General features: G+C 44.9%; 24 protein-coding genes, 18 tRNA genes and 1 rRNA gene. 6 read left to right on the forward strand and 37 right to left on the reverse strand.

Annotated features, from left to right (window positions below):
- Positions 1 to 2 precede the first annotated feature (2 nt).
- The 5 genes from ACKTR2_RS02980 to ACKTR2_RS03000 form a co-directional block, all read right to left on the reverse strand.
- Positions 3 to 2,168, reverse strand: coding sequence for a penicillin-binding transpeptidase domain-containing protein (locus ACKTR2_RS02980; RefSeq protein WP_407882541.1), 2,166 nt, complete (start codon positions 2,166 to 2,168; stop codon positions 3 to 5).
- The gene (gene ftsL, locus ACKTR2_RS02985; RefSeq protein ID WP_407882542.1) at positions 2,168 to 2,551 is read right to left on the reverse strand and encodes a cell division protein FtsL; all 384 of its coding nucleotides are present in this window, start codon (positions 2,549 to 2,551) and stop codon (positions 2,168 to 2,170) included. Before ftsL ends, ACKTR2_RS02980 begins: the two co-directional genes overlap by 1 nt.
- Positions 2,552 to 2,623: 72 nt before the next feature.
- Positions 2,624 to 3,565: a 16S rRNA (cytosine(1402)-N(4))-methyltransferase RsmH gene (gene rsmH, locus ACKTR2_RS02990; protein WP_407882543.1), complete on the reverse strand. Its 942-nt coding sequence runs from the start codon at positions 3,563 to 3,565 to the stop codon at positions 2,624 to 2,626.
- Positions 3,566 to 3,612: 47 nt separating this feature from the next.
- Positions 3,613 to 4,044, reverse strand: coding sequence for a division/cell wall cluster transcriptional repressor MraZ (gene mraZ / locus ACKTR2_RS02995; protein ID WP_407882544.1), 432 nt, complete (start codon positions 4,042 to 4,044; stop codon positions 3,613 to 3,615).
- A 243-nt stretch (positions 4,045 to 4,287) separates the two neighbouring features.
- Positions 4,288 to 4,659: a DUF3397 family protein gene (locus tag ACKTR2_RS03000; RefSeq protein WP_407882545.1), complete on the reverse strand. Its 372-nt coding sequence runs from the start codon at positions 4,657 to 4,659 to the stop codon at positions 4,288 to 4,290.
- Between the two features lie 129 nt (positions 4,660 to 4,788).
- Between ACKTR2_RS03000 and ACKTR2_RS03005 the strand changes: the two genes are divergently transcribed.
- Complete coding sequence (locus tag ACKTR2_RS03005; RefSeq protein ID WP_407882546.1) at positions 4,789 to 5,745, forward strand: magnesium transporter CorA family protein; 957 nt, start codon at positions 4,789 to 4,791, stop codon at positions 5,743 to 5,745.
- 77 nt (positions 5,746 to 5,822) lie between these two features.
- On the forward strand, positions 5,823 to 5,945 hold the full coding sequence (locus ACKTR2_RS03010; RefSeq protein WP_407882547.1) for a DUF4044 domain-containing protein: 123 nt from the start codon (positions 5,823 to 5,825) through the stop codon (positions 5,943 to 5,945).
- A gap of 226 nt (positions 5,946 to 6,171) precedes the next feature.
- Here the strand turns inward: ACKTR2_RS03010 and ACKTR2_RS03015 are convergent, their stop codons facing one another.
- The 4 genes from ACKTR2_RS03015 to ACKTR2_RS03030 all read right to left on the reverse strand — a co-directional run bounded on the left by ACKTR2_RS03015 (position 6,172) and on the right by ACKTR2_RS03030 (position 11,420).
- Positions 6,172 to 8,538, reverse strand: coding sequence for an FtsK/SpoIIIE family DNA translocase (locus ACKTR2_RS03015; RefSeq protein ID WP_407882548.1), 2,367 nt, complete (start codon positions 8,536 to 8,538; stop codon positions 6,172 to 6,174).
- Positions 8,539 to 8,570: 32 nt separating this feature from the next.
- Positions 8,571 to 9,083: a tRNA (cytidine(34)-2'-O)-methyltransferase gene (locus tag ACKTR2_RS03020; RefSeq protein WP_407882549.1), complete on the reverse strand. Its 513-nt coding sequence runs from the start codon at positions 9,081 to 9,083 to the stop codon at positions 8,571 to 8,573.
- 250 nt (positions 9,084 to 9,333) lie between these two features.
- Entirely contained in the window at positions 9,334 to 10,185 is an 852-nt protein-coding gene (locus ACKTR2_RS03025; RefSeq protein ID WP_407882550.1) for a methyltransferase domain-containing protein, read from the reverse strand.
- Between the two features lie 32 nt (positions 10,186 to 10,217).
- Positions 10,218 to 11,420, reverse strand: coding sequence for an AI-2E family transporter (locus ACKTR2_RS03030; RefSeq protein ID WP_407882551.1), 1,203 nt, complete (start codon positions 11,418 to 11,420; stop codon positions 10,218 to 10,220).
- Positions 11,421 to 11,607: 187 nt separating this feature from the next.
- On the opposite strand from ACKTR2_RS03030, the gene ACKTR2_RS03035 reads away from it, so the two are divergent.
- Both ACKTR2_RS03035 and ACKTR2_RS03040 read left to right on the forward strand, forming a co-directional pair.
- On the forward strand, positions 11,608 to 12,651 hold the full coding sequence (locus tag ACKTR2_RS03035) for a lactonase family protein (RefSeq protein ID WP_407882552.1): 1,044 nt from the start codon (positions 11,608 to 11,610) through the stop codon (positions 12,649 to 12,651).
- A gap of 18 nt (positions 12,652 to 12,669) precedes the next feature.
- Positions 12,670 to 13,317 carry a copper homeostasis protein CutC gene (locus ACKTR2_RS03040; protein WP_407882553.1) on the forward strand — a complete coding sequence of 216 codons (648 nt, stop codon included), beginning with the start codon at positions 12,670 to 12,672 and terminating at the stop codon, positions 13,315 to 13,317.
- Positions 13,318 to 13,423: 106 nt separating this feature from the next.
- Here ACKTR2_RS03040 and ACKTR2_RS03045 read toward each other — a convergent pair whose 3' ends face one another.
- From ACKTR2_RS03045 to ACKTR2_RS03055, 3 genes are read right to left on the reverse strand one after another with little or no spacing between them, the layout of a single operon-like run.
- Positions 13,424 to 14,326: an RluA family pseudouridine synthase gene (locus ACKTR2_RS03045; RefSeq protein ID WP_407882554.1), complete on the reverse strand. Its 903-nt coding sequence runs from the start codon at positions 14,324 to 14,326 to the stop codon at positions 13,424 to 13,426.
- A complete protein-coding gene (locus tag ACKTR2_RS03050; protein WP_407882555.1) occupies positions 14,326 to 15,129 on the reverse strand; it encodes an NAD kinase in 804 nt (267 codons plus the stop codon). Before ACKTR2_RS03050 ends, ACKTR2_RS03045 begins: the two co-directional genes overlap by 1 nt.
- Entirely contained in the window at positions 15,126 to 15,797 is a 672-nt protein-coding gene (locus ACKTR2_RS03055; RefSeq protein WP_407882556.1) for a GTP pyrophosphokinase, read from the reverse strand. Before ACKTR2_RS03055 ends, ACKTR2_RS03050 begins: the two co-directional genes overlap by 4 nt.
- Before the next feature lie 364 nt (positions 15,798 to 16,161).
- Here ACKTR2_RS03055 and ACKTR2_RS03060 point away from each other — a divergent pair, with 364 nt between their 5' ends.
- On the forward strand, positions 16,162 to 16,785 hold the full coding sequence (locus ACKTR2_RS03060; RefSeq protein ID WP_407882557.1) for a DsbA family protein: 624 nt from the start codon (positions 16,162 to 16,164) through the stop codon (positions 16,783 to 16,785).
- Between the two features lie 162 nt (positions 16,786 to 16,947).
- Here ACKTR2_RS03060 and pepF read toward each other — a convergent pair whose 3' ends face one another.
- The 5 genes from pepF to ACKTR2_RS03085 form a co-directional block, all read right to left on the reverse strand.
- Positions 16,948 to 18,750, reverse strand: coding sequence for an oligoendopeptidase F (gene pepF, locus ACKTR2_RS03065; protein WP_407882558.1), 1,803 nt, complete (start codon positions 18,748 to 18,750; stop codon positions 16,948 to 16,950).
- Between the two features lie 76 nt (positions 18,751 to 18,826).
- Entirely contained in the window at positions 18,827 to 19,855 is a 1,029-nt protein-coding gene (locus ACKTR2_RS03070) for a competence protein CoiA (protein WP_407882582.1), read from the reverse strand.
- A 132-nt stretch (positions 19,856 to 19,987) separates the two neighbouring features.
- Entirely contained in the window at positions 19,988 to 20,737 is a 750-nt protein-coding gene (locus ACKTR2_RS03075; RefSeq protein WP_407882559.1) for an adaptor protein MecA, read from the reverse strand.
- Between the two features lie 193 nt (positions 20,738 to 20,930).
- Positions 20,931 to 21,338: a transcriptional regulator SpxA gene (gene spxA / locus ACKTR2_RS03080; protein WP_407882560.1), complete on the reverse strand. Its 408-nt coding sequence runs from the start codon at positions 21,336 to 21,338 to the stop codon at positions 20,931 to 20,933.
- Between the two features lie 321 nt (positions 21,339 to 21,659).
- Positions 21,660 to 22,400, reverse strand: a complete 741-nt coding sequence (locus ACKTR2_RS03085; RefSeq protein ID WP_407882561.1) for an MBL fold metallo-hydrolase — start codon at positions 22,398 to 22,400, stop codon at positions 21,660 to 21,662.
- 101 nt (positions 22,401 to 22,501) lie between these two features.
- Between ACKTR2_RS03085 and ACKTR2_RS03090 the strand changes: the two genes are divergently transcribed.
- Positions 22,502 to 23,005 (forward strand): antibiotic biosynthesis monooxygenase family protein, encoded by a 504-nt coding sequence (locus ACKTR2_RS03090; RefSeq protein WP_407882562.1) that lies wholly within the window; start codon positions 22,502 to 22,504, stop codon positions 23,003 to 23,005.
- 233 nt (positions 23,006 to 23,238) lie between these two features.
- On the opposite strand, the gene ACKTR2_RS03095 is transcribed toward ACKTR2_RS03090, so the two are convergent.
- The 20 genes from ACKTR2_RS03095 to rrf all read right to left on the reverse strand — a co-directional run bounded on the left by ACKTR2_RS03095 (position 23,239) and on the right by rrf (position 26,241).
- On the reverse strand, positions 23,239 to 24,243 hold the full coding sequence (locus ACKTR2_RS03095) for an FAD:protein FMN transferase (RefSeq protein WP_407882563.1): 1,005 nt from the start codon (positions 24,241 to 24,243) through the stop codon (positions 23,239 to 23,241).
- A gap of 209 nt (positions 24,244 to 24,452) precedes the next feature.
- Positions 24,453 to 24,526, reverse strand: a tRNA-Met gene (locus ACKTR2_RS03100).
- 17 nt (positions 24,527 to 24,543) lie between these two features.
- Positions 24,544 to 24,616 (reverse strand) — tRNA-Glu (locus tag ACKTR2_RS03105).
- Positions 24,617 to 24,652: 36 nt separating this feature from the next.
- Positions 24,653 to 24,740, reverse strand: a tRNA-Ser gene (locus ACKTR2_RS03110).
- Positions 24,741 to 24,749: 9 nt separating this feature from the next.
- Positions 24,750 to 24,823 (reverse strand) — tRNA-Ile (locus ACKTR2_RS03115).
- Between the two features lies 1 nt (position 24,824).
- Positions 24,825 to 24,898 (reverse strand) — tRNA-Gly (locus tag ACKTR2_RS03120).
- 15 nt (positions 24,899 to 24,913) lie between these two features.
- A tRNA-Phe gene (locus ACKTR2_RS03125) sits at positions 24,914 to 24,986 on the reverse strand.
- Positions 24,987 to 24,990: 4 nt separating this feature from the next.
- Positions 24,991 to 25,064 (reverse strand) — tRNA-Asp (locus tag ACKTR2_RS03130).
- 4 nt (positions 25,065 to 25,068) lie between these two features.
- Positions 25,069 to 25,142 (reverse strand) — tRNA-Met (locus ACKTR2_RS03135).
- Positions 25,143 to 25,160: 18 nt separating this feature from the next.
- Positions 25,161 to 25,252 (reverse strand) — tRNA-Ser (locus tag ACKTR2_RS03140).
- Positions 25,253 to 25,285: 33 nt separating this feature from the next.
- Positions 25,286 to 25,359, reverse strand: a tRNA-Ile gene (locus tag ACKTR2_RS03145).
- 20 nt (positions 25,360 to 25,379) lie between these two features.
- A tRNA-Met gene (locus ACKTR2_RS03150) sits at positions 25,380 to 25,453 on the reverse strand.
- A 30-nt stretch (positions 25,454 to 25,483) separates the two neighbouring features.
- Positions 25,484 to 25,557: transfer RNA gene (locus tag ACKTR2_RS03155), tRNA-Pro, on the reverse strand.
- A gap of 25 nt (positions 25,558 to 25,582) precedes the next feature.
- Positions 25,583 to 25,656 (reverse strand) — tRNA-Arg (locus ACKTR2_RS03160).
- 6 nt (positions 25,657 to 25,662) lie between these two features.
- A tRNA-Leu gene (locus ACKTR2_RS03165) sits at positions 25,663 to 25,748 on the reverse strand.
- Between the two features lie 17 nt (positions 25,749 to 25,765).
- Positions 25,766 to 25,837 (reverse strand) — tRNA-Gly (locus ACKTR2_RS03170).
- 21 nt (positions 25,838 to 25,858) lie between these two features.
- A tRNA-Thr gene (locus tag ACKTR2_RS03175) sits at positions 25,859 to 25,931 on the reverse strand.
- A 34-nt stretch (positions 25,932 to 25,965) separates the two neighbouring features.
- Positions 25,966 to 26,038: transfer RNA gene (locus tag ACKTR2_RS03180), tRNA-Lys, on the reverse strand.
- A gap of 8 nt (positions 26,039 to 26,046) precedes the next feature.
- Positions 26,047 to 26,119: transfer RNA gene (locus tag ACKTR2_RS03185), tRNA-Val, on the reverse strand.
- Positions 26,120 to 26,124: 5 nt separating this feature from the next.
- Positions 26,125 to 26,241 (reverse strand): 5S ribosomal RNA (gene rrf, locus ACKTR2_RS03190).
- Positions 26,242 to 26,320: the final 79 nt, after the last annotated feature.

Raw genomic sequence — 26,320 nt, forward strand, 5'->3', positions numbered from 1 at the left:
CTTTATTTGAACTTAACGGTGACTGGTTCATTTGCCTGCAAAGTTTTCCCGGCTGGCAAACTTTGTGCGCTGGCGAACCCGCTCCCTGACGTTCGAATTGAAATCCCAGTTAACTTGCCAAACTGTAAAACATCGCCCATCGACCAACCAGTCATATCCACCATCGTCATATTATCACCAGCTCGTAAGAAGACGCGTTGGTTGGTTAATGATTGGCTACCAGCAGTCGGCAACTGTGCCGTAATTTTCGCGCCATCACCAACCACAATCGGAGTCATCGATTCATCAGTGAGTGCTTGTTTTGCCTCATCAACAGATTTACCAGTCAATTTAGGAATGGTTGCTGTCGTCGCCTTGCTAGGTAGAGCTGTGTGTTTATTCATGGCCAAAGCAGCAGTCATGACTGGACTAAAGACATCATTTTCCCACTGGGTAATGGTCTTTTCAGGCACCTGCTTAGGTTGATTTACTGTGACATACATGAGATAGCGGGGGTTACTAGCAGGCACCATGCCAATGACAGAATTCAATGTCGAATCCATGCCATCCATATATTGTCCATTACTGCCAACCACTTGAGCCGTGCCTGTTTTGGCGGCCACTTTATAGCCAGAGATTTTGAAGTCTTTTCCCATTCCATATGATTTATAAACGTAGTCCGTCATATGCGAACGCACCTGTTTGGCGGTATCCGCGCTGATCGGATGCCCAACGACCGTCCGTTTACCTTGCTGGACAACTTTACCAGTATTAGGATCCACAATCTTGCGAATATAATATGGCTTAATCATCGTACCATCGCCAGTAATGGCAGTATAGGCTTGCATCAACTGCATCGGTGTTACTGTAATTCCTTGGCCAAAAGCCGTATTAGCTTGTTCAATCGGCTGAGCAAACTGCATGCTGCCGGCCGCTTCACCAGGCAGACCACTATTGGTGGACTTTAAAAATTTGAATCGCTTAATGTATTTTTGCCAAGTGCTAGCACCCATTTGTTGTTCCAAATGGGCCATCGCAACGTTACTAGAAAGATCAAATCCTTTCGAATAAGTGATTACGCCCCAACCAGCCGGATTCCAGTCTGGAACAATTGAATCCCCGATTTGATAGCGTCCTGATTGGTAGGTCGCATTACCGTTAAAATGACCTGAGTCAATGGACGCCGCCAATGAAATTCCCTTCATTGTCGATCCAGGTTCATACGGATCAGAAACCAGTAAATCATTCCATTCATCACTTAATCCTTGCATCGTTGACGCATTAAAAGTTGGCCGTTGCGTCGCCGCTAGAATGGCCCCCGTTTTGGTATCCATTAAGATGGCTACCATGTTCTTTGGCTGCAACTTACTGTATAAAATTTGCATTTGATTTTCCAACAAATTCTGCAAATCAGGGTTCAAAGTCGTATAAACATTATCCCCATTCTTGACTTTGCGAGGGTTCCGCTGAGAATTAGGCAATGTATTTCCTTGAGAGTCGTGTTTCAGCTGCTTAACCCCATTGGTACCGGTCAACAGACGGTTAAGTTGTTGCTCAATGCCCATTTTTCCAACCAATGAACTAGCTCCATTGGCAAGCGTTGTGGGTTGTGCATAGCCAATTAAGTGACTCGCAAATGTCCCATTTGGATAGAGCCGCGCACTTTGCGTCGTGAAATCAATCCCACTTAAATGAGCCTTTTCGATGGTTTGCTTGGTCGCAATTGATAGGTTCTTCCCAGCCGCACCAAATTCCACCTGAAAGGCACCCTTACTTTCCGGATTCAATGCCTTCATAATTTGCTGCTCATCCACATGCAGCGCTTTACTCAATACTTGAGCTACCTTAGCTTTATTTGTCACGTAAAGTGGCTTGCCTGACATTGAAACCTGGCTCTTATTCAAGACGGCATAGACCGTGTACGTGTTGGTATCCATTGCAATTGGATTCCCATCCGCGTCAAAAATTGTGCCTCGTTTCGCGTGCACTGTCTGCTGTTCCGTGTACAATGCCTGCGTTTGTTTGGATAAACTGACATGCTGCACTTGCTTTGCCACAGCAATGTAAACAAAACGAATGCCCAATAACAGAAACACCGCCATGGTGGCAATCAACAATGCATTACCAAAATGTTGCCGATTACGACGGGTGCTATCTGAACTGGACATTCGCTTAGGATCTTTATTCATTATTTGCTAACATTCCTTATGTTTTGGCTGTTTAAAGTCAGCCCATGCTTGGCCGCAACGGCATCAAGACGTGAGCGACTGGAGAGTTCGCTGATTTCTTGAGTGGCCGACGCATTGGCATTATTAACCTGCTTGAGTTGCGTCTGCGTCGTTTGTAAGCTGCTCTGCGCATTTGTAATCGCAATGCGCGAATGAATGATATTCACCGCAAAACATACAATTACAATACCACAAATTGCTGCTAATACGATTTCAAATCCTGAAATGGGTAGTCCGTGCGTTTTCGCCTTACTGGCAGGTTGTGCCCTGGGCTGAGTTTGTGGCCGAGCCGTCACGACATCCGGATTTAATCGTGGTTGAGTTTGTGCAAGATTTTGAGCCATATTCACATACATCCTTACCTATGTATTGACAGTGATCATAAATGTTAAAACAATCGTCAACCGATCAATCGCTTAGTTGTGCTCGATAATTCGCAACTTGGCACTATGTGCTCGATGATTGGTCGCTAATTCTGCAGCAGTTGCTTCGATTGGCTTCTTGGTCACAAGATGAAATTTCGGTTTGACCGCTTCCGGAATCACCGGTAATCCCGCAGGCAACTCCGGTAAAGACGTTTGCTCACGGAACATTGTCTTGACGAGACGGTCCTCCAGTGACTGAAATGTAATACAACTAATCCGGCCGCCTGGCTTGAGTAAGGCTAAGGCTTGCTCCAATGAAGCTTCTAATGCGCCTAATTCATCATTGACTGCAATCCGAATTGCTTGAAAGGTTTTCTTGGCGGGATGACCGCCATGACGCCGAGCAGCAGCCGGAATCGCCGTTTTAACAAGTTCTGCTAGTTGCAAAGTCGTGGTAATCGGTGCTTGGGCGCGCTGTTGCTCAATATGTCTGGCAATTGGCTTCGCAAATTTTTCTTCACCATATCGATATAGAATACGAACCAGATCCTGATAAGACCATTCATTGACCACGGTCATCGCGCTTAACGATTGTTCCTGATCCATGCGCATATCTAACGGTGCATCAAGACGATAACTGAAACCACGTTTGGCGTCGTCAAATTGCGGCGAACTGACTCCCAGATCATACAAGATACCATCAACTTGATGCACATCATGATCCGTCAATACTGCCGTTAAATCACGAAAATTCGCTTTGATTAGTGTGACACGATGTTGATCGATGGCGGTGGCTAAATGTTCGCGATTATATGCCAATGCAGTTTCATCCTGATCTAAAGCAAAGAGATGACCGGTGGTTAATTGTTCCAAAATTTTAGCTGAGTGCCCGCCACCACCCAAAGTGCAATCGACATACACGCCCGTTGGCTTGATGGCTAATCCAGCAACTGCTTCATTTAACAGCACTGTTACATGTTCAAATTCTGCCATGTGATTAACCACCTCTCTAACGATAAGCATCGTTTTAAAATAATTGCCTAGAAGTCGAAATCACCCATTGCTTCGGAAATTTCATCAATATTGGCACCTGTTTGTTCGTTATATTGAACCCATTGGGACGCCGACCAAATTTCAAACCGTTCTGAAACGCCGACAATGACACAGGCTTTATCCAGCTTTGCATGTTCGCGTAATGGTCCAGGAATATTAATACGGCCCTGTTTATCGAACTCACATTCAGTGGCACCAGCAAACAAAAAACGAGCAAAGGCCCGAGCATCACGCTTGGTTAAGGACAACGCTTGCGTCTTATCAACTAAGGCCTGCCACTGTGCCATGGGATAACCAAACAGGCACCCATCCAAACCACGTGTCACCATAAATTGATCACCAAGCTGATTACGAAATTTGGCTGGAATGATAAGCCGCCCTTTATCGTCCACGTTATGCTGAAATTCACCCATGAACATTGGTAGCTCACCTCCCTTGCGACTATTCCATACAAACCCGCTAAAAATCTAGGGTTAGCGTCCGCCTACTCTCGCTATAAAAAATATTACCACAATCCCCCACTTCCTACCACTTCATTCCAAAAATATCGACATTTTGTTACCGTTTCTAAATTTTTATACAAAAAAAGTCCGTGACAACGGGATTTATTGTCACGAACTGATCGGTGGTGAATGGTGGGACATTCGATTGCTATATTTAATTCAAATTAATAACCAAGCTGTACTCAAACCATAAATCACAATCCAAAAAAGGTCACTGACCCGCCAGTAAAGCAAGGCAAATTGCCCGTACGGAATCGGGTGACGTCCTTGAAATGTCCGCCAGCTAAGCAATAGGCCGATTACCAACCACAACATCACAATCCATAATAAAACAGGCATTACCGTTTGACGGTTAATTTGTAACGCACTTAAGATGATTAACGCGGGCAGTAAACCGTCCAGCGGATGGATAAAGGACGGCCAGAAGCGATGCGTGATCCGTCTAAGTGCCAATAATGCCACGTAAATCACGACTAACAATAGCACCGGGATAATGACTTGATTAACCAAGGGAGCACCTTCTTTTTTCAATTAACTGCCACTTAGTATACTTGAACCGAGTTTGAAATGCATTGGTAAAACGCCTAGAATGACGTGGTCAATGAGCATTTACTCCATCTTAACAATGAACCAGGGGCCCACCCTAAAAAGGACTCAATTATGATTGATTATTACGAGAACGACAACGCCGGTCGACTGGTATCCGTTAATGCACCCACCACCGATTGCTGGATTAACGTGGTGCAACCGACCCACGCAGAAATTAAATTTCTTGCCGACCGCTATGATTTTCCTGAAACCGATATTTCCGCGATTTTAGATAATCGTGAAAGCTCCCGTGTCGATGGCATTGATCCAGCTCGCCCCCAGCGTCCCCTCCATCTACTTTTACAATTTCCCAAGTATGCAACAAGTCCACTCGGTTATTTAAGCTTTGCGACGTGGCCATTCTCATTCATCCTAACTGACTCTGCAGTCATTACCATTGCAAATCAACCAGCCAGTTTTATTCATGACCTCATCATGAACACAGGGTCGAAGAATCTTGATCTTACCGATCGTCAAGATTTCGTGCTGCGCTTCGGTTGGTACATTGCGCACGCATTCGTTCATGCCCTGACTTTAAGTGAACAAGAAACAAAGCGCCTTGAACGCAGTCTCACGACTGCCACGGATAATGACCAAATTTATCAGATCATGGCGATGCAAAAGTCACTTGTTTTATTTAAAAGTGCCCTGTCCGATAATCGACCAGTCTTAAAAGCAATCGCTGCAGCGCCGGATTATTTTAATGGCCCTCATTTCCAAGAGCTACTGGCACAAATTTTAAATGAAACTGATCAGGCACAAAAAATGACCACCATTCAGAGCAGCATTTTAGCTCAGTATAGTGACATGGTTTCAGCCGTGGTATCTAACAATCTTAACGAAGTGATGAAACTACTTACTTCCGTGACGTTGATCATGACAATTCCTACCATTGTCGGCGGTATTTACGGTATGAATGTTGCCTTACCATTCGCCCATGCCGCACACGCTTTTGCTTTTGTGATGAGCATCATCATTGTGGCTTCTTTGATCACGGCGGCCATGTTGCGCCGCCGAAACTGGTTTTAATCTGGTAAACGGGCTTGTACTTTGAGCAGGAACACGTTACCATAAAAGATAAATTTTTTAAGGAGCGATTGATTGTTATGCGGGGAAAAAAGAAACGTAGTGGATTTGAAAAATTAACCATGATCGTGGTTTGGGTGATGATCGTCTTGACCCTCGGTGGTGTCGTTCTTGCAGCCCTGCAACCCCTCAATCTTTTTTAAATAACCCATGATTGATCACGGATTGAGCTTTTAAGCTAACTCGCTCCAGGGCCAGGCACTTTCCACCCAAGCGTAAAGGAAGCTGAGTGAAACGAACCTTGAAGTTTTATTACACCGCTAAAAAATATGTCCGTCTTCCGAAATTTCAGAAGACGGACATATTTTTTTGCTCACTTTCAACTCGAAGTCAGGTTCCACTTCAACCAGTTTATCGGCTGACAATTAATTAAGCTTGGTCGCTTGGCGGCTGTTGATAGACTTGCCGTGGCCTAGAGCCATCCGCAGGGCCGACAATGCCACGCGCCTGCATATCATCAATCATGCGTGCCGCTCGATTATAACCAATTCGAAAACGACGCTGTAATAATGAGGTCGAGGCTTTTTGCTGTTCTTGTACAAACGTCACTGCCTGATCATACAATTCATCGAGATCATCGCCTTGCGCACCATCGTCCGAGTCGTTTATCTCGGCATCGCTAACCACCATTTTGTCATCATACTCAGCAGTTTGCTGATCTTTAATGAAACTAACCACGGCCGCGACGTCCTTGTCCGAAATAAACTCGCCTTGAACACGAGTCGGTTTGTTTTGATCAATTGGCTGATACAACATGTCACCACGGCCCAATAACTTCTCAGCACCATTGCTGTCTAAAATCGTTCGGGAATCGATACCACTTGACACAGCAAATGCGATACGTGAAGGCACATTAGCTTTAATTAAGCCTGTAATAACATCAACCGACGGTCGTTGAGTGGCGAGAATCATATGAATACCGGCAGCCCGCCCCATTTGGGCAATTCGGATAATTGCATCTTCCACTTCAGAAGAAACAGTCATCATCAAGTCGGCCAATTCATCCACGATAGCGACAACATAGGGCAATTTCGGCTGGGCCACATCGCTCGTCGCATTATTTTGTTCAGCGAGTTTGTTATAGCCATCAATATTACGCACCCCAAAATTAGCAAACAACTCGTAGCGTCGCGTCATTTCGTCCACAACCTTATGCAAAGCTTTGGCAGCTCGCTTGGGTTCAGAGACTACTGGAGTCAGCAAGTGTGGAATATCATTATAAACGGACAATTCCACTCGTTTTGGATCAATCAGCATGAACTTAACTTGATCAGGTTTGGCCTGCATCAACAAACTCGTAATAATGCCGTTAATCGCCACAGATTTACCGGATCCGGTGGACCCAGCGATCAGCAAATGGGGCATTTTCGTGAGGTCACACATCACAATATTACCCGTCACGTCACGCCCTAACGGTACGGTTAGCACATGATTGGGATGGGCTGGTTCATGTTCGACCACATCACGAAAACTGACTGTTGAGATTTCGCGATTAGGCACCTCAATTCCAATCAACGATTTACCAGGTATTGGCGCCTCAATTCGAATGTCTTTCGCTGCTAATGCCAAAGCTAGATCATCGGCTAAATTAACGATCTTTGAAACCTTGACCCCGATCGCCGGATGTAATTCATATTTCGTCACAGAGGGACCCAAATTAACATTTTTGACTTCTGCTTCGACTCCAAAACTTGCTAACGTTTGTTGCAAGGTTTGGGAATTCAACTCAATCGCATTAAGCTCGTTCGTTTGGTCGGTGGGAGGGATTTTCGTCAGTAACGCAGCAGTTGGCAACTGATAATCACTTAAATCAGCCGTTGGATCGCCTAAGTCTAACGCTTCTTGAGCAACCGTCGGCTCAGATGCCGCTTGATCAGCGGCAACGGTGATTTTTGGTGGTTGTGGACTTATTACCGTCGTTGTTTTTGGTGACCCATCGACTGGCCTGGTTGGCTTTTCGACTGGTCTGACGGCCATAGATTCGCCAGCTACCGGCAAATCATGATCAGGTGATTGCGATGACGGCTTAGCAACCGGTTGGTCAGGCGTTGCCGTGGTAGACACCGCCTGATGAATAAAGTGACTCAACCAGCCTTGGCACCATTTTAACCCGCGAATTAGCCGGCGCCAGCCATTCTGTAAACCGTTGCCGACAGTCGCAAAGGGAATATTAAACAAAAGTAATCCACCGACAAAGATAAGGATTGCCGATAAAATCGCGGTGCCTAAATTGGCCGTTAAGCGCTCCGTTACTTCATATAAGTACGCCCCAATCATCCCACCACCGACATCAGTTGTCAGCGTGCCAGCCTTGAAATTATCACCAATCATGCCCCAAGTTAGTGCTGCAAAGTGCGCATGATAGTTTAAAGCAATAAATAAGCGCAGATGATCGAACAATAACAGACCTAAGTAAACTAGACTGCCGCCACTCCATTGCTTTTTCGGTATTCGTGGCAACTGACCAGTTACCATCAAGATCGCGCCGACGATCAAAACTAGGATTGCCGCAAACTGATTTGTATTCCCGACTAGGACGGCCAACACATTGGCAAAAAAGATCCCTGCTGCCCCTAATCGAAGCACAGCTAATAAAGCCAAAAACGCGATGGTGAAACCGAATATGTGCCATTTATATACCGAAACTGTTTTATGACTTGTTGGCTTTCTGGACGATGGTCGTTTTTTGGGTGATGAACGTGGCGATCGGCGAGCTGTTTTTTTTCGTGCCGTCAAAAGAGGCCTCCTCTCATTGCCTTTAATTCGACTTATTTCAATTTATCATTTGGATACCAGTGCGTTTGTTCCAAATGATTGAATTGCTGCTGACGCATCACTTCATAGATAACGATAGCGGCCGAGTTTGAAAGATTCAAGGCACGAATGTGCCGATCATCTTGGGGAATCCTAATCGCTTGGTCTGGATGTTGCCGCATGAACGGTTCCGGTAGACCAGTCGTTTCTTTACCAAATAAAAACCAATAATCATGATCAGCATTGGTATAATCCGGGTCAACATATGTTTTTTGAGCAAATTTAGAAACGAGAAAAAGTTCGTCGTTAGCTGGAATTGCTGCCATAAAGGCTGGCAGATTGTCATGATAAGTGATGTCAACTTTATCCCAATAGTCTAACCCAGCTCGTTTTAAATGGGCATCATCCGTTGAAAAGCCCAGCGGTTTAATCAAATGTAAGGCGGTATCCGTACCCGCACAAGTCCGCGCAATGTTGCCTGTATTGGCCGGCATTAATGGTTCAAATAAAGCAATGTGATTCGTCACAAGCAGTCTCCTTACTCTGTCAATTAATTTGAAAATAAAAACGCAGTCATCTCGGTATTAGCATACAGCGAGACGCTACGTTAATGAAGTCCGAATCTGACCGCCACTAACGCCGATAAGGACGATATCGACGATCAAATGATTCCATAAGCATCCTATCACTTCACCACTATTCAGGCAATACCGAAAATCCCAGTCTACCGCACTACATTCGCTTTGGTATCGACCAATAATAGGCAAAGTCGCCCCATTACACTCGAACAGTCAAGACACTCACATCCACGGTAACAGCTGTCACTGGGCGGGTTAATAAGGTCTGCCGATGCAAATCGTCGCTCCCCCAACTTAGTGGCGTCATCGCCATCATATCTGCGATTTTATCCGGCCCAATCGCAAATTGATAATGAATCGGTGTCACGGTCATCAATGGATAGTGTTCCTTAAATAAAGCCACTACTCGCTGATTATCGTATTGAAACTGCGGGGCTGCTGGTTCATAAAGTGCGTGCCGTAGTTCTACCAAATAGTCACGATTGGGCACGATCTTAACAATCCGCCCGCCTGGTTTTAAAATTCGCTCAAATTCACTATAAGCAGAGGGTGAAAAAAGCTCGATCACAGCGTCAAACTGCTGATTTGTAAAGGGTAACTTAGCCAAATCAGCGACACAAAAAAATGCCTTTGTTGTTAATTGAGTTGCTAAGTTGATGCCATCTTTTGACAGGTCAAAGCCGATCAATGTATCGTCGGTTTGCTGTCGAAGCTCATCCAGCTGTGCCAGCGGCGTCCCCTCACCAGTGCCCACGTCGAGGATTGTTTGAGAACCAGTAGGCAGCTGATCATTAATCGCTTTCACCAATGGCTGGAACAGCCCTGCCGTCAACATTTTGCGCCGAGCAGCCAGCATAGCTGAATCATATTCGGTTGTGACCGCATGCGGCAAAAAGTATAGACTCCCGCGCCGATTAAAATCTAGGGAATGACCGTTTGCACAGCTAACCGTATGATTTTCGACATGTTGATAAGGCTGATGACATACTGGACAGGCAAATAGTGACAAATGTTGTGCCACAAACTGGGCGCCCCAATCGATTTTCTTCATAATAATAATTAATCCAATCTTCATTTAAATGGTTATTTAATTCCCGTTGAGTTATCTGTGGTCTGCTTTGATGCCTGTGTAAACATTCCCTGATCATCTTTAAACCATTGTGCCTGAGCCCGCCAGTATTGATACAAGTGCGCGATAATGACCTTTAATACTGCATACCCCGGCACACCGAAGATCACGCCCAGAACTCCGAATATTTTACCTGAAGCCAATAGGACAATGATAATCGTCACCGGATGAATCTTAAGGCTTTGTCCCAAAACAAGGGGCGAAATCAAACGTCCTTCAATTGTCTGTTCAATCGCAAATACAATCAAGACTTGAACGAGCATCCATGGCGACACAAATGCCCCCACTACAACAGAGGGAATCATCGCCAAAAAAGAACCTAAATAGGGAATAAGGTTTAAAATTCCGGCCACGATTCCTAAGGTTAACGCAAATTTTAAACCAATGATTAAATAACCTACATAGAACATCAAAGCGACAAAAAAAGCCACGGTTAATTGCCCACGAATATAGTTTGCCACTTGGTCGTTAATTTCTTTCAGCACCGCTAGAAAGGACGGTTGTAAACGATTGGGGAGGAATTTAGCGATCGCTTTAGGTAATTGATGACCATCCAATAACATATACCATAAAATAAACGGAAAAGTCACGAGGGCAATTAAAATCGTGCTAACGCGACTAAACACGCCGCCTAGCCCACCAACAGTCGAAGTTGCGGTACTTTTAATCAAACCACTAAAACTCTTTTTCAGTTGATCATCGTATTGATTCAAAATGCCACGCAGCCACTTAAAACTCGGATCCTGCCACCAAGATGTGGTGGAGTTCACGACATTCTGCCAGTAACGAGGCCAGTTAATCAACAGGTCATTAAGTTGTCGTTGAATTACCGGGATCAGCGACAAGGCCCCCCACACGATCAACGCTAATAATAAGATAAATAACCCAATCGTGGTCCAAGCTCTGTGAACACGGTATCGACTGGACTCCAGTCGATCAACCAAAGGGTTCATTAAATAATAAAACACCCCTGCTAAGACAAGGGGACCACCGACAATACTTAAAAATTGTCTGATTGGTGTAAAGAGCCAATTCACTTGACTCAGCAACCACAAAATCAGCAGGCTCAATAAAATAATGGTTAAATTCAAAATGAGCCGTTTGGCCCCTGCTTCACTAAACAAGCGGGGACGTATCGGTGGCTTCTGATTGGTCATCACATTCACCTCAATAAAACTCTGCGACAGGCGCAAAGTAAGTTGTTGAATGAAGTATAGCATACCCATCACTTGCGTGTGACACGGTCGTTTTCACCTGCTCGAATTAACCCGAACTATGCTATACTGGGGCCGGTTGTTCATATCAACACAATCATCCGATTCAAAAAAGAGGAGCAAACTAATCATGCAAGAACATTTTTTTGTCGGTACATATACCAAGAAAAGTAGTCAAGGCGTTTACCAGATGAGCCTTGATCTCGACACTGGTCGGCTATCCGCGCCAATCTTGGTTGCTCACGCAGATAGCCCGACTTATTTGGCCCGTTCAGCGGCCAATCGTTTGTATACCGTTGACAAAGATGCCAACGCGCATACCGGTGGTACCTCGGCCTTTGATTTATCCACGACGCCCGCTACCTTGCTCAATCATGTCTTCAGTGACGGTTCAAGTGCAGCCTATGAAGCTGTGGATGAAAAACGCCAGCTCGTTTATGAGGGAAACTACCACATGGGTACCGTTAAAAGTTTGACCATTCAACCAGATGGCTCACTCAAGGTGGCTGATATCATTACCCACCATGGCACCGTTGGCCCGAAACCTGAACAAGCCGATGGCCCGCACGTTCACTTCACTAATTTGACTCCCGATCATCGATTAGTCGTTTGTGATCTCGGCCTAGATCAAGTCATGATTTACAACGTCAGTGACGCTGGCAAACTGACGTTAGTTTCCACTTTTGATACAACTGCCGGATTTGGTCCGCGCCACATTGTTTTTCATCCAACAAAACCATTAGCTTACTTAGCTGGTGAACTAAGTAGTGAAATCTCTGTACTGCACTACGATGCTGCAAATGGCACATTTACTCACTTACAAACTTTGTCGACCATTCCTAATGATTGGACCGCCCACAATGGCGCCGCTGCCATTCGGATTTCCGCTGACGGTCAATTTGTCTATGTCAGCAACCGGGGTTTTAATACCATCGCTGGTTTTGCTGTCGGTGAGGATGGCTTGTTATCTTTACGCCAACAAATTAGTACGGAGGGCGACTTTCCTCGTGACTTTGATTTAGACCCTTCACAACGTTTCATCGTTGCTGTCAATCAAAACACTGATAATGCAACGTTGTACCAACGTAACGCAACGACTGGGCAGCTCAGCTTGTTACAAAAAGACGTAGCAGTTCCAGAAGGCGTCTGCGTCTTATTTGACCCCATTGCTTAATCACGGAGGAAAATCAGCGTGACTCAACCACTTTTTAAAGAAATTGCGATCGAAAACTTTACCGACTTACCAGCAGTCGTCAACGCTGGTGCCAATCGGATTGAATTAAATGACAATCTAGCAGTTGGTGGTACGACGGTTAGCCGTGGCGTGATGAGTGAAGCCGCACGGTATACTGCTGAGCACCATCTGCCTTTGGTCACCATGATCCGACCACGTGGCGGTAATTTTGTTTACAATGATACTGAACTTAAAATTATGGAAGCCGACCTATTTTCCGCACAAGAATTAGGTGTCGATGGCGTGGCCTTGGGGGCTCTGACAGCCGATAACCGCCTCGACACTGAGGCACTGGAACAATTGCTAGCTGCCGCTGGGGGGATGAGTGTAACCTTCCATATGGCGTTCGATCAATTAAGTACGTCTGTCCAATTATCAGCACTCGATTGGCTCGTTGATCACGGTGTTGAACGTATTTTAACCCATGGTGGCCCCTTGAACACCCCCATCGAAGCACATGTCGATCACCTCACAGAATTGGTTAAGTACGCCGCCGGCCGAATCGAAATTTTACCTGGCGGTGGTCTCACGACCAATAATGCCGACCAACTAGCAAAGACCATTGGTGTCACAGCAGTTCATGGCACTCATGTGCTTGACTTCTAACTTTCATAGTTTCGGCCACACGGTTCAAAAAATAAAACAAATTTCTACAAAGCGAGTGGCTGTCATTTTGACAGCCACTCGCTTTGTATCATTATTGGTCATTTCATCACACATTAGTTTGGTGCAATAACTGCTTGATTTGGTCATCAGGATCTTGGTGTACTTGCCAGGTTTGCCTAGAAAACGGATCATAGAACTGTAAATCTGTGCAAGCCAACGCTTGATGATTCAGATTAGGTAAGACCATACCCCCATATAGTTCGTCCCCCACTAACGCATGACCTAAACTAGCAAAATGAACTCGAATCTGATGGGTTCGGCCTGTATGCAAGCGAACCTTAACCACTGACCACTCTGGACCTTCATTTATAGTCCAAAATTCCGTGTAGGCAGCCTGCCCATCAGAAGCCGTCGTTCGTTTAATAAATGAGTCAGGTGCTCGCTTGATGGGCGCCTTAATCTCTCCATGATCTGGCAACCCCCTACCAGAAACGACCGCCAGATAAGTCTTTTGCAGCGTATGGGCCTTTAACTGCTGATCTAAAATGGAATGAGCCATGTGGTGTTTTCCAAATAGTACTAAACCGCTAGTCCCCTTATCAAGCCGAGTTACAATATGTGGCACTTGCAAAGGCATCCCGTGCGTAATGAAGTAACCCTTAGCGCGGTTCACCAAAGTATCGTTGCCATAGTGATGAGCGGGTACTGAAGCAACCCCAGCTGGCTTGTTGACAATTAAAAAGTTAGCGTCCTCTTTAACAACATTTAAAGGTTGATCCGAAATCGTCACCGCCGCATTAGCCGGTTCCGGTGGTAAAACAATTGTCACTACATCCCCGATGGCGACTTCATCAACACTCCAAGCTGGCCGACCATTAATCGTCATTTGACCGCCATGAAATTTAATTTGTGTTAAAACCGCATGACTGACACCATGCTGTTGCAAAAAGTTGCGCAACTTAGTCGGCACTGTATCGTTTTTCCAGCCGAATTGTAGCGGATAAGCCATTATTCTACATCTCCAATAAATGACTCACGTACTCGTTGCCAGAAGGCAGTATGCCGATATTGGGCGAAGTAAATCCGCTGATCAGAAACCTTAAAGCGAATTTGTTTGACGAGCCGTTCAGGCGTTAAAAATTGGTCACAGGTAATCGCAAAATTATCCGCATCTTCTGATTTTAACGTGACCCACTCGTCTTTGCCGATGATAAACGGTGCCCCTAATGTTCGAAACACCCGATTATTGATCGAGGCAATTTCCGCCATCTGCACAGCCTCAATACCCGGATGTAAGACGGCCCCCCCTAAGGACTTATTGTACCCAGTCGAACCAGTTGGCGTTGAAAAGCATAACCCATCACCGCGAAAGCGTTCAAACAACTGATCTTTGATATAAACGTCACAGACCAGCGTCCTAACAGCCTTTTTGACGGTAGCTTCATTTAACGCTAAGAAATGGTGAGGCTCTTGTTCGCCTTTATATGTGATGTCAATATCTAACAGTGGATAGCTCACACTTTCCCCATTATCCCGTTGTAAGCTGGCCACTAATTGATCAATTTCAAAATCCCGCCAATCGGTATAAAAGCCCAAATGTCCGGTATGTAAACCCACGAACCGAATGGAGGCTAATTGGGCGCGGTAATGGTGAAAGGCAGACAACAGCGTACCATCACCACCGACCGATAATACAATCTCCGGATGACCCTCATCAATTTCAATTCCCACACGTGTCAATGCAGTTCGTAATTTTTCTATAACCGCTTTAGTCGTAGCTTGTGGATAATAACTATAAATTGCAACTTTCATGTTAACTTGCTCGATTCTACTGATTGTCTGTCTGAGGGCTGAGCAGCCGTCTCTCCATCTGACTTTGACTCCGGCTGAACTTCAGAGAGGTCGGCCCGAATTGCGGACATTTCTTGATCCAATCGAAATGCCGCCTCCCCCGCGCGCTCTAGTCGTCCCTGTAATGCCTGCGGAAATTCTCCTTGATATTTATAATTCAAAGAGTGCTCAATCGTGGCCCAAAAATTCATTGCCAGCGTGCGCACTTGAATTTCTGCCAAAATTTTTTTCTCGCCATCTTTCATCTGCACCGGGTAGCTCACGACGATATGATAGGAACGATAACCACTCGGTTTAACATTAGAAATATAGTCACGTTCTTCTAAAATCGTCAAATCCGTTCGTTTACGCAACAAATCGACCACTTGATAGATATCATCGACGAACTGGCACATGATTCGTAAGCCGGCGATATCTTGCATATCATCTTCTAGCCGTTCCTCGGCCACATGCCGGCGAACCATTTTCTCTTGAATGCTGGCAACTGGCTTGACTCGTCCAGTCACAAATTCGATTGGCGATTGTAGCCCTGCGTCTTTATATTGACGACGAATACCACGCAATTTAATTTTTAATTCATCCACTGCTTGCTCATAAGGGAGCAAAAAGTGATCCCAATCTTCAATCATTTCAAAACCTCCCGGAGGAAACGCGATCAATCGGCGCTTAAATCGCATCCGACTGGGATTAGTTTACCATACTTCACTGTTCGATTCTGTTTGAAGCCCTTGGACTTAATTGAAAATCAAACCGATTTTTTTACATTGATTAACCCGTTTATTTGTTGACACATCTCACACAAAGTCAATAATATCAAACAATAAAAGACTTTTCTCTTTACATTTATTTTTGAATCAGGCATGATAGTCCCAGTTGCAATTCAATTGTTGGTCGCAGACATGTGCAAACGTTTGTCTGCGACCTGAATGTGTCCTTTTAATCACTAATTCACTAATTGTTGAATGATCGCATAATTTTGATGGAGGTTTCGCTGTGCTAGAAGTTTATCTGTTTGTTAATCCTTTAGGTGATCAATGTTATACCTGCGAGCGTCAGATTAACCAGATCTCGGCACAAACGCACCGTAAGTTACAAATCCAATTTGTACCAATGGTCAACTTGCAAACGATCAGTGAAACGTTTCACCGGCTGAACCCACAGCATCCAGACCTTACGCGTAACGCCCTAGCTGAGCAACTTTACCATATCATCTTAGATTACAAAGCGGCCTCTTTTCAGGGCAAACGACTGGGTCGCCAATTTTTTCTGCGCTTGCAAGATCACATTTTGGTTCAAGAGGAAACTTACACACCAGCATTAGGGTTACAAGTCGCGCATGAATTAGCCTTAGACATGGAAATGTTCACCGAAGACCGCCGCAGTAAACTGGCTGAAGATGCCTTCAGTGCCGATCAACGGTTAGTCTCTGAAATGGGGATTGAACATCCTAGTGAAACCGTTATTTTCGATGTTGATGATTTTGATTGTGGCCTATTGATGGAAAATTTTGACTTTGATACCTTGTTAGAAATTAGCAATCATCCCGCTAACAGTCCATTAGCTAACTTTTCAAGCAATAAATCAACCCAACAAAAAGCAAATTTGCGCATTCTCTAAGCAAAATTAAAGTACAGACCTCAAAAAAGGTACCAACAACTAGCCAATAAAGCTGATTGTTGGCACCTTTTTTCATCGAAGTTTCCAAACCTGGTTCTTGCGTTCACTAGCTTGCGGATTAGTCAAAGTCACCAATTGCTGACAGCTGGGTTGTAATCAGAATCAACCCAGAATAGCTTCAAGCTCATTCAGCCGTTGTTCGAACACATTAAAGGCCGCGACTAAATAATCTGGTTTCGTCATATCAACCCCTGCGGTCTTCATGACTGACAAAGGATATTGGGAATTGCCGGCCTTTAAAAAGGTTAAATAACGCTCCAACGCCCCAGGCTGCTGGCTGGTAATACCCTGCGACAAGGTAGAAGCCGCTGCAAACCCAGTCGCATACTGGAATACATAATAGTTATAGTAAAAGTGCGGAATCCGAGCCCATTCATAGGCGATTTCTGGATCCGGCGTCAATTCTGGACCATAATAGCGTTGGTTCAGAGCACCGTAATACTCTGTCAATCGTTGCGCAGTTAATGGGTGTCCGGCAGCATCTTCTTGGTGAAGCCAATGTTCAAATTCCGCGAATTGCGTTTGCCGAAAGACAGTTCCCTTAAAACCGTCCAAATAATGATTTAAAACGAATGCACGAGTGGCAGGATCTTGATGATGGTCAAGTAAATATTGCGTTAATGTATTCTCATTGGTTGTCGAGGCAATTTCTGCCACAAAAATGGCATAATCTCCGTACTGATACGGTTGGTTATGGCGCGTATAGTAACTATGGATACTGTGACCCATTTCATGAACTAACGTGAAAAGTTCTTCTAAATTATCCTGCCAATTAAGCAAAATGTAAGGATTAGTGTCGTAAGCGCCCGACGAAAATGCGCCGCTGCGCTTCCCCTTCGTCTCGACAACATCAATCCATCGTTGATCAAAAGCGGCCTGAACGTGACTCACGTAGTCTGGCCCCATTACTGATAAGGCGGCGAGCGCTTCCTTTTGCGCGGTGGTGTACGTGTACGTTAATGGCGCAGTCCTTGTAATTGGTGTGTAAAGATCGTACGCATGTAAGTGATCAACGCCCAGGATCCGCTTTCGCAAACTTACGTAGCGATGAAGTAAACTCAAATGATCATTGACTTGATCCACCAATGTTTCATAAACAGTCTCAGGAATATTATTTTTAGCCAATGCTGCTGCCCGGGCACTGTCATAATGGTGCACCTTGGCCGTAAAGTTATGAGTTTTGATAGTACTAGACAAGGTCGAGGCAAACGTATTCTGAAATTGTTGATAAACACGAAACAGTTGCTTAAAGGCCGCTGCCCGAACTGACCGATCAGTTGACTGCAACAAGACACCATAGACTCCTTGGCTGAGCTGAACCTCATGGCCCTCCTCGTCTCTCACGACCGGAAAGGTCAAGTCGGCATTATCAAGTACGCCAAAAGTTTTAGCAGAAGCATTGAAAATATCACTTGCACCAGACAATAATGATTCTTGGTCCGCTGGCAATGTATGTTGACGAGCCCGATTGATGTCCGCAAAGAAATGTTGGTAGACAGCCAAGTCGGGCGCAGCTAACCAATCACGTAACTGATCTTCATTAATCGTCAAAACTTCCGGTTCAAACCAAGCTAATGCGCTACCAGCCCTGGCAACCAAATCATCAGCCCGTGCCGCCAAACCCTGGGCAGCCTGATTACTCGTATCCTGTTCCTGTAACAAAGATGCATAAACATCAATTCTTTCTAAATGCTGCCACACTGAAAGTAAAGCTTGAGTTGCAGCCAATAATTGTTCTGGTCCATCGCCCAAGTGCTGATGATATTGATCGAATTGAGTTAATTCTGTTTCAACGCGCACATACGCCTGCTCCCAAGCGGCTTCATCAAGAAAAATTGCTGTCAAATCCCAAGTTAAACTAACTGGAACTTCATCACGAGTGGGTAATTGTTTAACATCTGCCATTTAGTTACCTCCGTTATCTCCACACTTTTCTAATCATTTTTTTACATTATCACACTTTTGCCTTCGTTCGCGAACTTTACAGTTGCTTTTGATGATTCAAGCTAAAAAAATGTTGAAATCTCAGTTTAATTAACCGCTGTCGTTGCTGTTTTTCGGCCAATTGTCGATTAGGCAGCCAAGAAAGCTGTGGGGACACAATCCTTGTCCACGCAAACTGGCATTGTCGCTCACTAGCTGTTGGATGGGCCCGCCACCAAAGATATAGTGGGATCCGCCAACTAAGCTCATTTTGGATGAAAGCCGGTGGTTCGACCAGGTCTCCTAATACCCAATCTGGTAGTCGTTGTAACAATGTTTTAGCTTGATAGCATTGAGCCTGCCATCGCAATGTTTGTGCATCATAATGAATCAAGCCCCACTGTAATCGCTGACGCTGGTGGCGATGTGTTTTTGCTGAAACTTCACCCTGGTTAAAATGTTTCGACACCGTTGTCATCTGCCAAAACTGACGCCAGTCGTGCCAACGTTTAAACCGCTTACGTTGTGAGACTACTGGACATAGCGGAATAATGCCGATATTGAAACGCACTTCCAAACACTGATGAGCGACCGACCAAAACAATACACAGGCCCCGTAGCATGGATGGAAAACAATAAATTTAGCAATTTTAGTGAGGTGCAACTGGAACTTCTTTTGATACGGTGATCCTAAAAGCCATAACTGTTGATAATGACCACCATCATAGCCAATTTGACGCTCATTTAATCGCTGATTACTAATTGGGCTACATTGAAATTCAACTGCTAGACGATGATTAATAAGTAAATCAGGCCGTTGATGTAATTTTAGCAATGGTTCTTCAATTGATACTGTGGCTCCCTGTTGACTAAACCACTGGGCAAGTTGAATTTTGCCTGTTAAATGTTCACTGGTTTCCCCTTCAGCTAGGCTATCACAACTTTGATGTCGCAAGTGTGCAAAATAAGGCTGTCGAATTGAACCCGCCCGCCGAACAACTGGGCGAAGACATCCTGGACAAACGACTTTTTCGTTCGAATCTTGATTAGCTGAGATTAATTGTCCATTGATGCCTATTTGTGCCATTAACACGTCTGTCTGCCCCCTCTAATAGAGAATTCATCTTATACATACGACAGACAGACAAAATAACACGAAAAAAGCCGATCAAATTGGTCAAGTAAATTGACCGCCTCAATCGGTTGATAACACATTTGCTTATTTAAAATAGTGACGAGCAAGTTCCAATGCGGACGTATCCATGACTTTCTCACCATGTTCTGCAAGAACATCGCCGGTGATTGTCGTCTTGTTGGCATATTCCAGTGCAACCGCAACATCATCCTTAATTGTTTCTGGCGAAGTTTGATCCGTAAAGAAAACCAGTTCCAAATAAAATTGGTTACGGTACTTATACAGATTCGACAGACCACCTTCTAGGCGAAGCACTTTAGCGATCGCAACTAGATCCTCAAAATCTCCTAATCGTAAAACCACTTCCCGAGTAGGAACGTCGGGGTTATCAACCATACCCTTTAAATCATCAGGGTCGTCTGCTTGATCGTGGCTGTCTTCACTGAGTTCAGTGCGGCGCGAATCATCAATATCGTCACGACCTTGTAATTGCTGTCTAAGAAAATCTGACACCTGATCCGTACTAGCACTGTCAAAATCAACAGAACCATTTAGCTCTGGCCCTTGATCATCAAAATCATCATCAGCATCGTCACCAACATTCTTGCTGATGAATAATTCCAAGCCATTGCGGTTTGGTAAAACCTGAAAAGTAACCGCATCATTATCTTGGAATTGATGATCCTCATCCACTTCTTCAAGAATACTATAAAAGAATTTTTCAATTTGTTGATGATTACCCAACAAATCCAGCACGGTAATGCCGCGAGCTGACAAATCATCGTTACCGATTAGAACGCGAATTGTGTTTTCGTTAATCCGTTCCATTTCCATGCGAAACACCCCTTTCGCGACAGGAATTCCACCCTAATGTTTATCAACATTTTAGTCTTCTGTGTCGTAAAGTAAAGTTTAAGCAACCATAATTAAGACAATCGTTGCTCCGGCGTCAGGATAATAAAAAGACCCGATCTATAGATATTATCCCATAGATCGGGTCGCTTGCAAATCAATCATCAAACTTAGCTTAAAGATCAGCCAACCGCTGTGCCTCAGCTAATTCAAGCGCTCGTACGTCGCGAGGCAAGAAACGACGAATTTCGTCTTCATTATAACCGACTTGGAGTCGCTTATCGTCCATAATAATTGGTCGGCGTAACAGCGCAGGGTTCTCATGAACCAAATCAATCAACTGGTTCATTGGAAGATCATCGAGGTCAATGTGTAGATCCTGAAAAATCTTGGAACGCTTCGAAATAATCTCCTCAGTTCCATCTTCGGTCATTCGGAGAACCGTTTTAATTTCATCAGTTGAGAGTGGTTCGGCAAAAATATTCCGTTCAGTAAAAGGAATATTATTCTCAGTAAGCCATGCGCGAGCTTTACGGCAAGACGTGCAGCTTGGCGAGGTATAGAGCGTAACTAGGTTACTCATATTTGTCGTCCCCCTTAATTCACCTTTTGAATGACAAGTTTCATTCAATGTGTATATTGTACAGCGAAAGTCATCAAAAGAAAAGTCTTTTTCAAACAAATGTTCGCCTTAACCAGCGGATTGATAAAAGTCTTAAATTTAATAAGTGTTCATTTAAAGCAAAAATAAAATACATATTATCTAATATCGTATTTTATTTTTGTGGTACACATATCAAAAAAACGTATCATTATAATAAATAAAAAATGATGAAAAAGTTTTCAAATCCTTGTTATCATTGAACTTTGCTTTCTTTTTGTAAGTGAAATAGCACCACTTTTATCAAATTTCTATATTTTTTTCATCTGCCGCGACTAACACCTTAATGGCGGCTCCGGCCTTAGTTGATGCTTGCTGTTTTAACTCCTCAAATGAGGTGATCTGGGGTAAATGCGTTAATATCAATGTTTTCACCTGCGCCTGATGGGCAAGTTGTCCTGCTTGTGGAGCTGTCATATGCCATAATTGTCCAGTTCGATTAGCAAAAAAATTCGTGTCCACCATTAAGACATTTGCCTTGGCGGCAAAATCATTTAACGCTGGCATTGCGGCGCTATCAGCCGTGTAAACCAGTACAGATCCTGTTTTCTTTTCCACAATTCGAATTGCAAATGTTGGCACTGGATGAATGGTTCGCAAAAATGTGATGACGAAAGGACCAAGTTCTAGAGCGCTATTCGGATCATATTTTTTTCCAATGGTGGCCGCGGGCCAAGTTAAAGCGGCAAAGTTCAGCGGGTCTTCCATGTGTCCGTATATCGGCAAAACGTCCTGCTTACGGGGACCAGTTTGCAATTGCCACTCATACTGCAATACACCCACATCGGCAATATGATCTTGATGATAATGGCTAAGTAACAATGCATCCAATTGTAAGGGGTCCAAAACCTTCTGTAAGGCTAATAATGTACCACTACCGGCATCAAGCATTAGATTGAAGCCTTGGGATTGGATCAAATAACCTGAAGTGCCGCCGCCATTAAATGGATAACCGCCATAATAACCTAATATTGTTAATTTCACAGCTCTTCACCTTCACTTTCTTCACTTATTGTAAGCGTCTTATTTTGCAGAACAACCAGCAACTACCTATAATTAGGGTATCCAAAGATGGAGGTAGTCCCATGGCAAATGAAGTTACATTAGCATTTGGTACCAAACCAATTTTACAAAAGATTCAGGATTCCAATCCACAAAATCGCCTGATCTCACTATCGGAGACAAGTGGCGTTGCTCACCTTATGTTATTGGACTTGAGCGAACGACCAAATGTTTTTTCAAATCCGATTCGTTTTGAGATACTTGCCGATAAACAACCCGCAGCTGGTGACGCGAACGCCTTTTATTCATTCTTGAATTTGCAATTGGACGAAGATCACACAAAAATTTTACGCGCCAGCGTTGATCATTTTTTTGACCAACCCACCCCTCCTGGTTTACAACGCTTCCTGCTTTTACAAAATCGACGAGCCACCAGCGAATATGTCCTGTTATCGATTTGGGATCATGTCAACGCATACCATGAGTGGATCGCCAGCGACTCATTTAGTTCCTTTAAGCCATTCTATAAGCAGTCTCAGTATAATTTCCGTGAGACATCCTACAATACGATTAATTTAAATAAGTAACAAAAACGAGAGCGGGACATAAGTCGATAAGTGACGAGCTCTAAGGGCAAACTGCGAATGATGATGGTTTATTCATCATTTTAGGTTCGCTTTTAGGCGGAGTCGCTTGACTTATGTCCCGTATTTTGGCTAGTTATATTGGAAATGAAATTTAGATTTCAGTTTTGTTCTAGACTCTTTTTGACGTGTATCGCCAGCTTATTGAGTGAAGCTCACCAACAAGTCCACTGGCTTCACTGTGAATCTGTTTGATTAAGCTTCACGATTGCTGGATCAAGCCCAACAATTTCGACCTGATGCTGTTGGTTAACAAAAATTGCACCTAGGCAATCTGGATGCTCTTGCAACCAATTTTGTGGTGCTTTACCAGCAAAAAACAACCGGGTCGACTCAACCTCACCAATAATGGAATGACGACTGAAGACCGTCACCCCCGCCAAATCGGTTTCGAAAGGATAGCCTGTCTGAGAATCTAAAATATGATGGTAGTCATGTTGTCCAACTGTCAAATGGCGTTCGTAAATGCCAGAAGTCACCGCTGAACAAGCCGGTAAATTGACTGTAGCAAGTGGCTCTCCTCGACTGGCCCATGGGTTTTGAACCCCAATTCGCCAAGCACGATCAGTAGTATGGGGGGAAGCTCCCACAAACAATAAATTTCCACCTAAGTTAATCAATCCAGCTGAAATACCCACAGCCATCCACAAGTCTTTTATACGGTCCGCAATATAACCTTTAGCGATTGCTCCCAAATCAAGTTTCATGCCCACCTGTGACAAATAAACGGTCCGGTTGCCAGCATCTAAATGTATCTTCTGGGGATCAATTAGCGCCAAGGCGGCATCAATATCAGTTGGTGAAGGTCGATGGGCATCGGCAAAACCGATTTGCCATGATTTAACCAATGGGCCAATTGCGATATTAAAGCCACTCTTTTCTAAGCTCGCTTTTACGCCAAGCTCAATCAAGCGGTAAGTGCTGTCTGACACTTGGATAGGATACTTTCCAGCTGCCTGATTAATCGCCATAACCTCTGAGGTGTTTCGGTTCACGGTCAATTGGTCTTCGTAGTTAATGACTAATTCGTGGGCCTTCGTTAACCATTGACGTTGGTTGGCGCCAAAGATACTCAATTGAACATTCGTTCCCAGTGCATGAAACTGCTCATCTTGCCGATAGTCTGCCACCCCATCAATGGCTTGGGTTGGTCCCCAAGCTGACTGAATTCGTTTATCCATTAACGTTCGCCTCTCTCATAAACTGTTATTAGCAGTCATTAAAAGCACTAAAGACACAGAGCACAGCGAGCCGAATATGGCGAGCGTTAGCGGAGAACTTGAACGTTGGCAATTCGACCGAATGACAAGTCTCGACTAGGTCCCAGGCATCACATCACTAGCTGACGGAGCTCAACAAAAAAGCCTACCAAATAGGCAGGCTTTTATAATTGCGGGGGCTGGATTTGAACCAACGACCTTCGGGTTATGGGCCCGACGAGCTACCAGACTGCTCCACCCCGCGATAATATAAACTTAAAATGACCCCTACGGGATTCGAACCCATGTTACCGCCGTGAAAGGGCGGTGTCTTAAACCACTTGACCAAGGGGTCAACATTAATAAACTATCTAAAACTACCTACTACCAACGGAGAAGGAGAGATTCGAACTCTCGCGCCGCTTTCGCGACCTATACCCTTAGCAGGGGCACCTCTTCAGCCACTTGAGTACTTCCCCAAAACCAAGTGGGCACAAGTGGACTCGAACCACCGACCTCACGCTTATCAGGCGTGCGCTCTAACCAGCTGAGCTATGCGCCCATGGAGCGGGTGACGAGAATCGGACTCGCGACAGCAGCTTGGAAGGCTGCGGTTTTACCACTAAACTACACCCGCATAACATGGTTATAATGGCGCGGGACAGAATCGAACTGCCGACACATGGAGCTTCAATCCATTGCTCTACCGACTGAGCTACCGAGCCATAACGGTCCCAACGAGACTCGAACTCGTGATCTCCTGCGTGACAGGCAGGCGTCCTAACCAACTGGACCATGGGACCAAAATTGCGGGGGCTGGATTTGAACCAACGACCTTCGGGTTATGGGCCCGACGAGCTACCAGACTGCTCCACCCCGCGATAATAGTAAATGATGAAAGGAGGATAAGAGATTCGAACTCTTGCGTGGGCTTACACCCACCTGACGGTTTTCAAGACCGTTCCCTTCAGCCAGACTTGGGTAATCCTCCATATAATGTAATGATCATACGGCCACTTAATAGTGGACCTTGTAGGACTCGAACCTACGACCGGACGGTTATGAGCCGTCTGCTCTAACCAACTGAGCTAAAGGTCCAAGTTCACCATAAGTACCAATCGCGGCGGGGGGGATCGAACCCTCGACCTCCCGGGTATGAACCGGACGCTCTAGCCAGCTGAGCTACACCGCGATCATAAATAACTAACAAGCTATTTATAAATCGGGAAAACAGGATTCGAACCTGCGACCCCCTGGTCCCAAACCAGGTGCTCTACCAAGCTGAGCTATTTCCCGAAATACTACGCAGATTACTCTGCAATGCACCCAGTAGGAGTCGAACCTACAACCTTCTGATTCGTAGTCAGACACTCTATCCAGTTGCGCTATGGGTGCAAAAAGTGCCGAGGACCGGGATCGAACCGGTACGGTCATCACTGACCGCAGGATTTTAAGTCCTGTGCGTCTGCCAATTCCGCCACCCCGGCATTATAGAAATTGGCAAAGCGGAAGACGGGATTCGAACCCGCGACCCCCACCATGGCAAGGTGATGTTCTACCACTGAACTACTTCCGCATAAATATATAAATGGTACAATGCCGACTAGAGGATTCGAACCTCCGACCCCCTGTTTACAAGACAGATGCTCTGCCAACTGAGCTAAGTCGGCGTTAACCGAAAATTTCACTACCCTCTAAGGGCAATGAGCCGTGACAGTCTCGAACTGTCGACCCTCTGATTAAAAGTCAGATGCTCTACCAACTGAGCTAACGGCTCATCAAAAATGGAAGATACAGGGCTCGAACCTGTGACCCTCTGCTTGTAAGGCAGACGCTCTCCCAACTGAGCTAATCTTCCAAAATGCATGGCGACGACCTACCCTCGCAGGGAGCGATCCCCCAACTACTCTTGGCGCGACGAAGCTTAACTTCCGTGTTCGGCATGGGAACGGGTGTATCCTTCGTGCCATCATCACCACACTCTGAGGGTTACCCACTCAAAACTGAATCTGATTCTTTTTATCTTAACCGGACCACCACTTCGTGGTTAAGTCCTCGA

The organism is Furfurilactobacillus curtus, from assembly GCF_045862785.1.
Taxonomy (GTDB): domain Bacteria; phylum Bacillota; class Bacilli; order Lactobacillales; family Lactobacillaceae; genus Furfurilactobacillus; species Furfurilactobacillus curtus.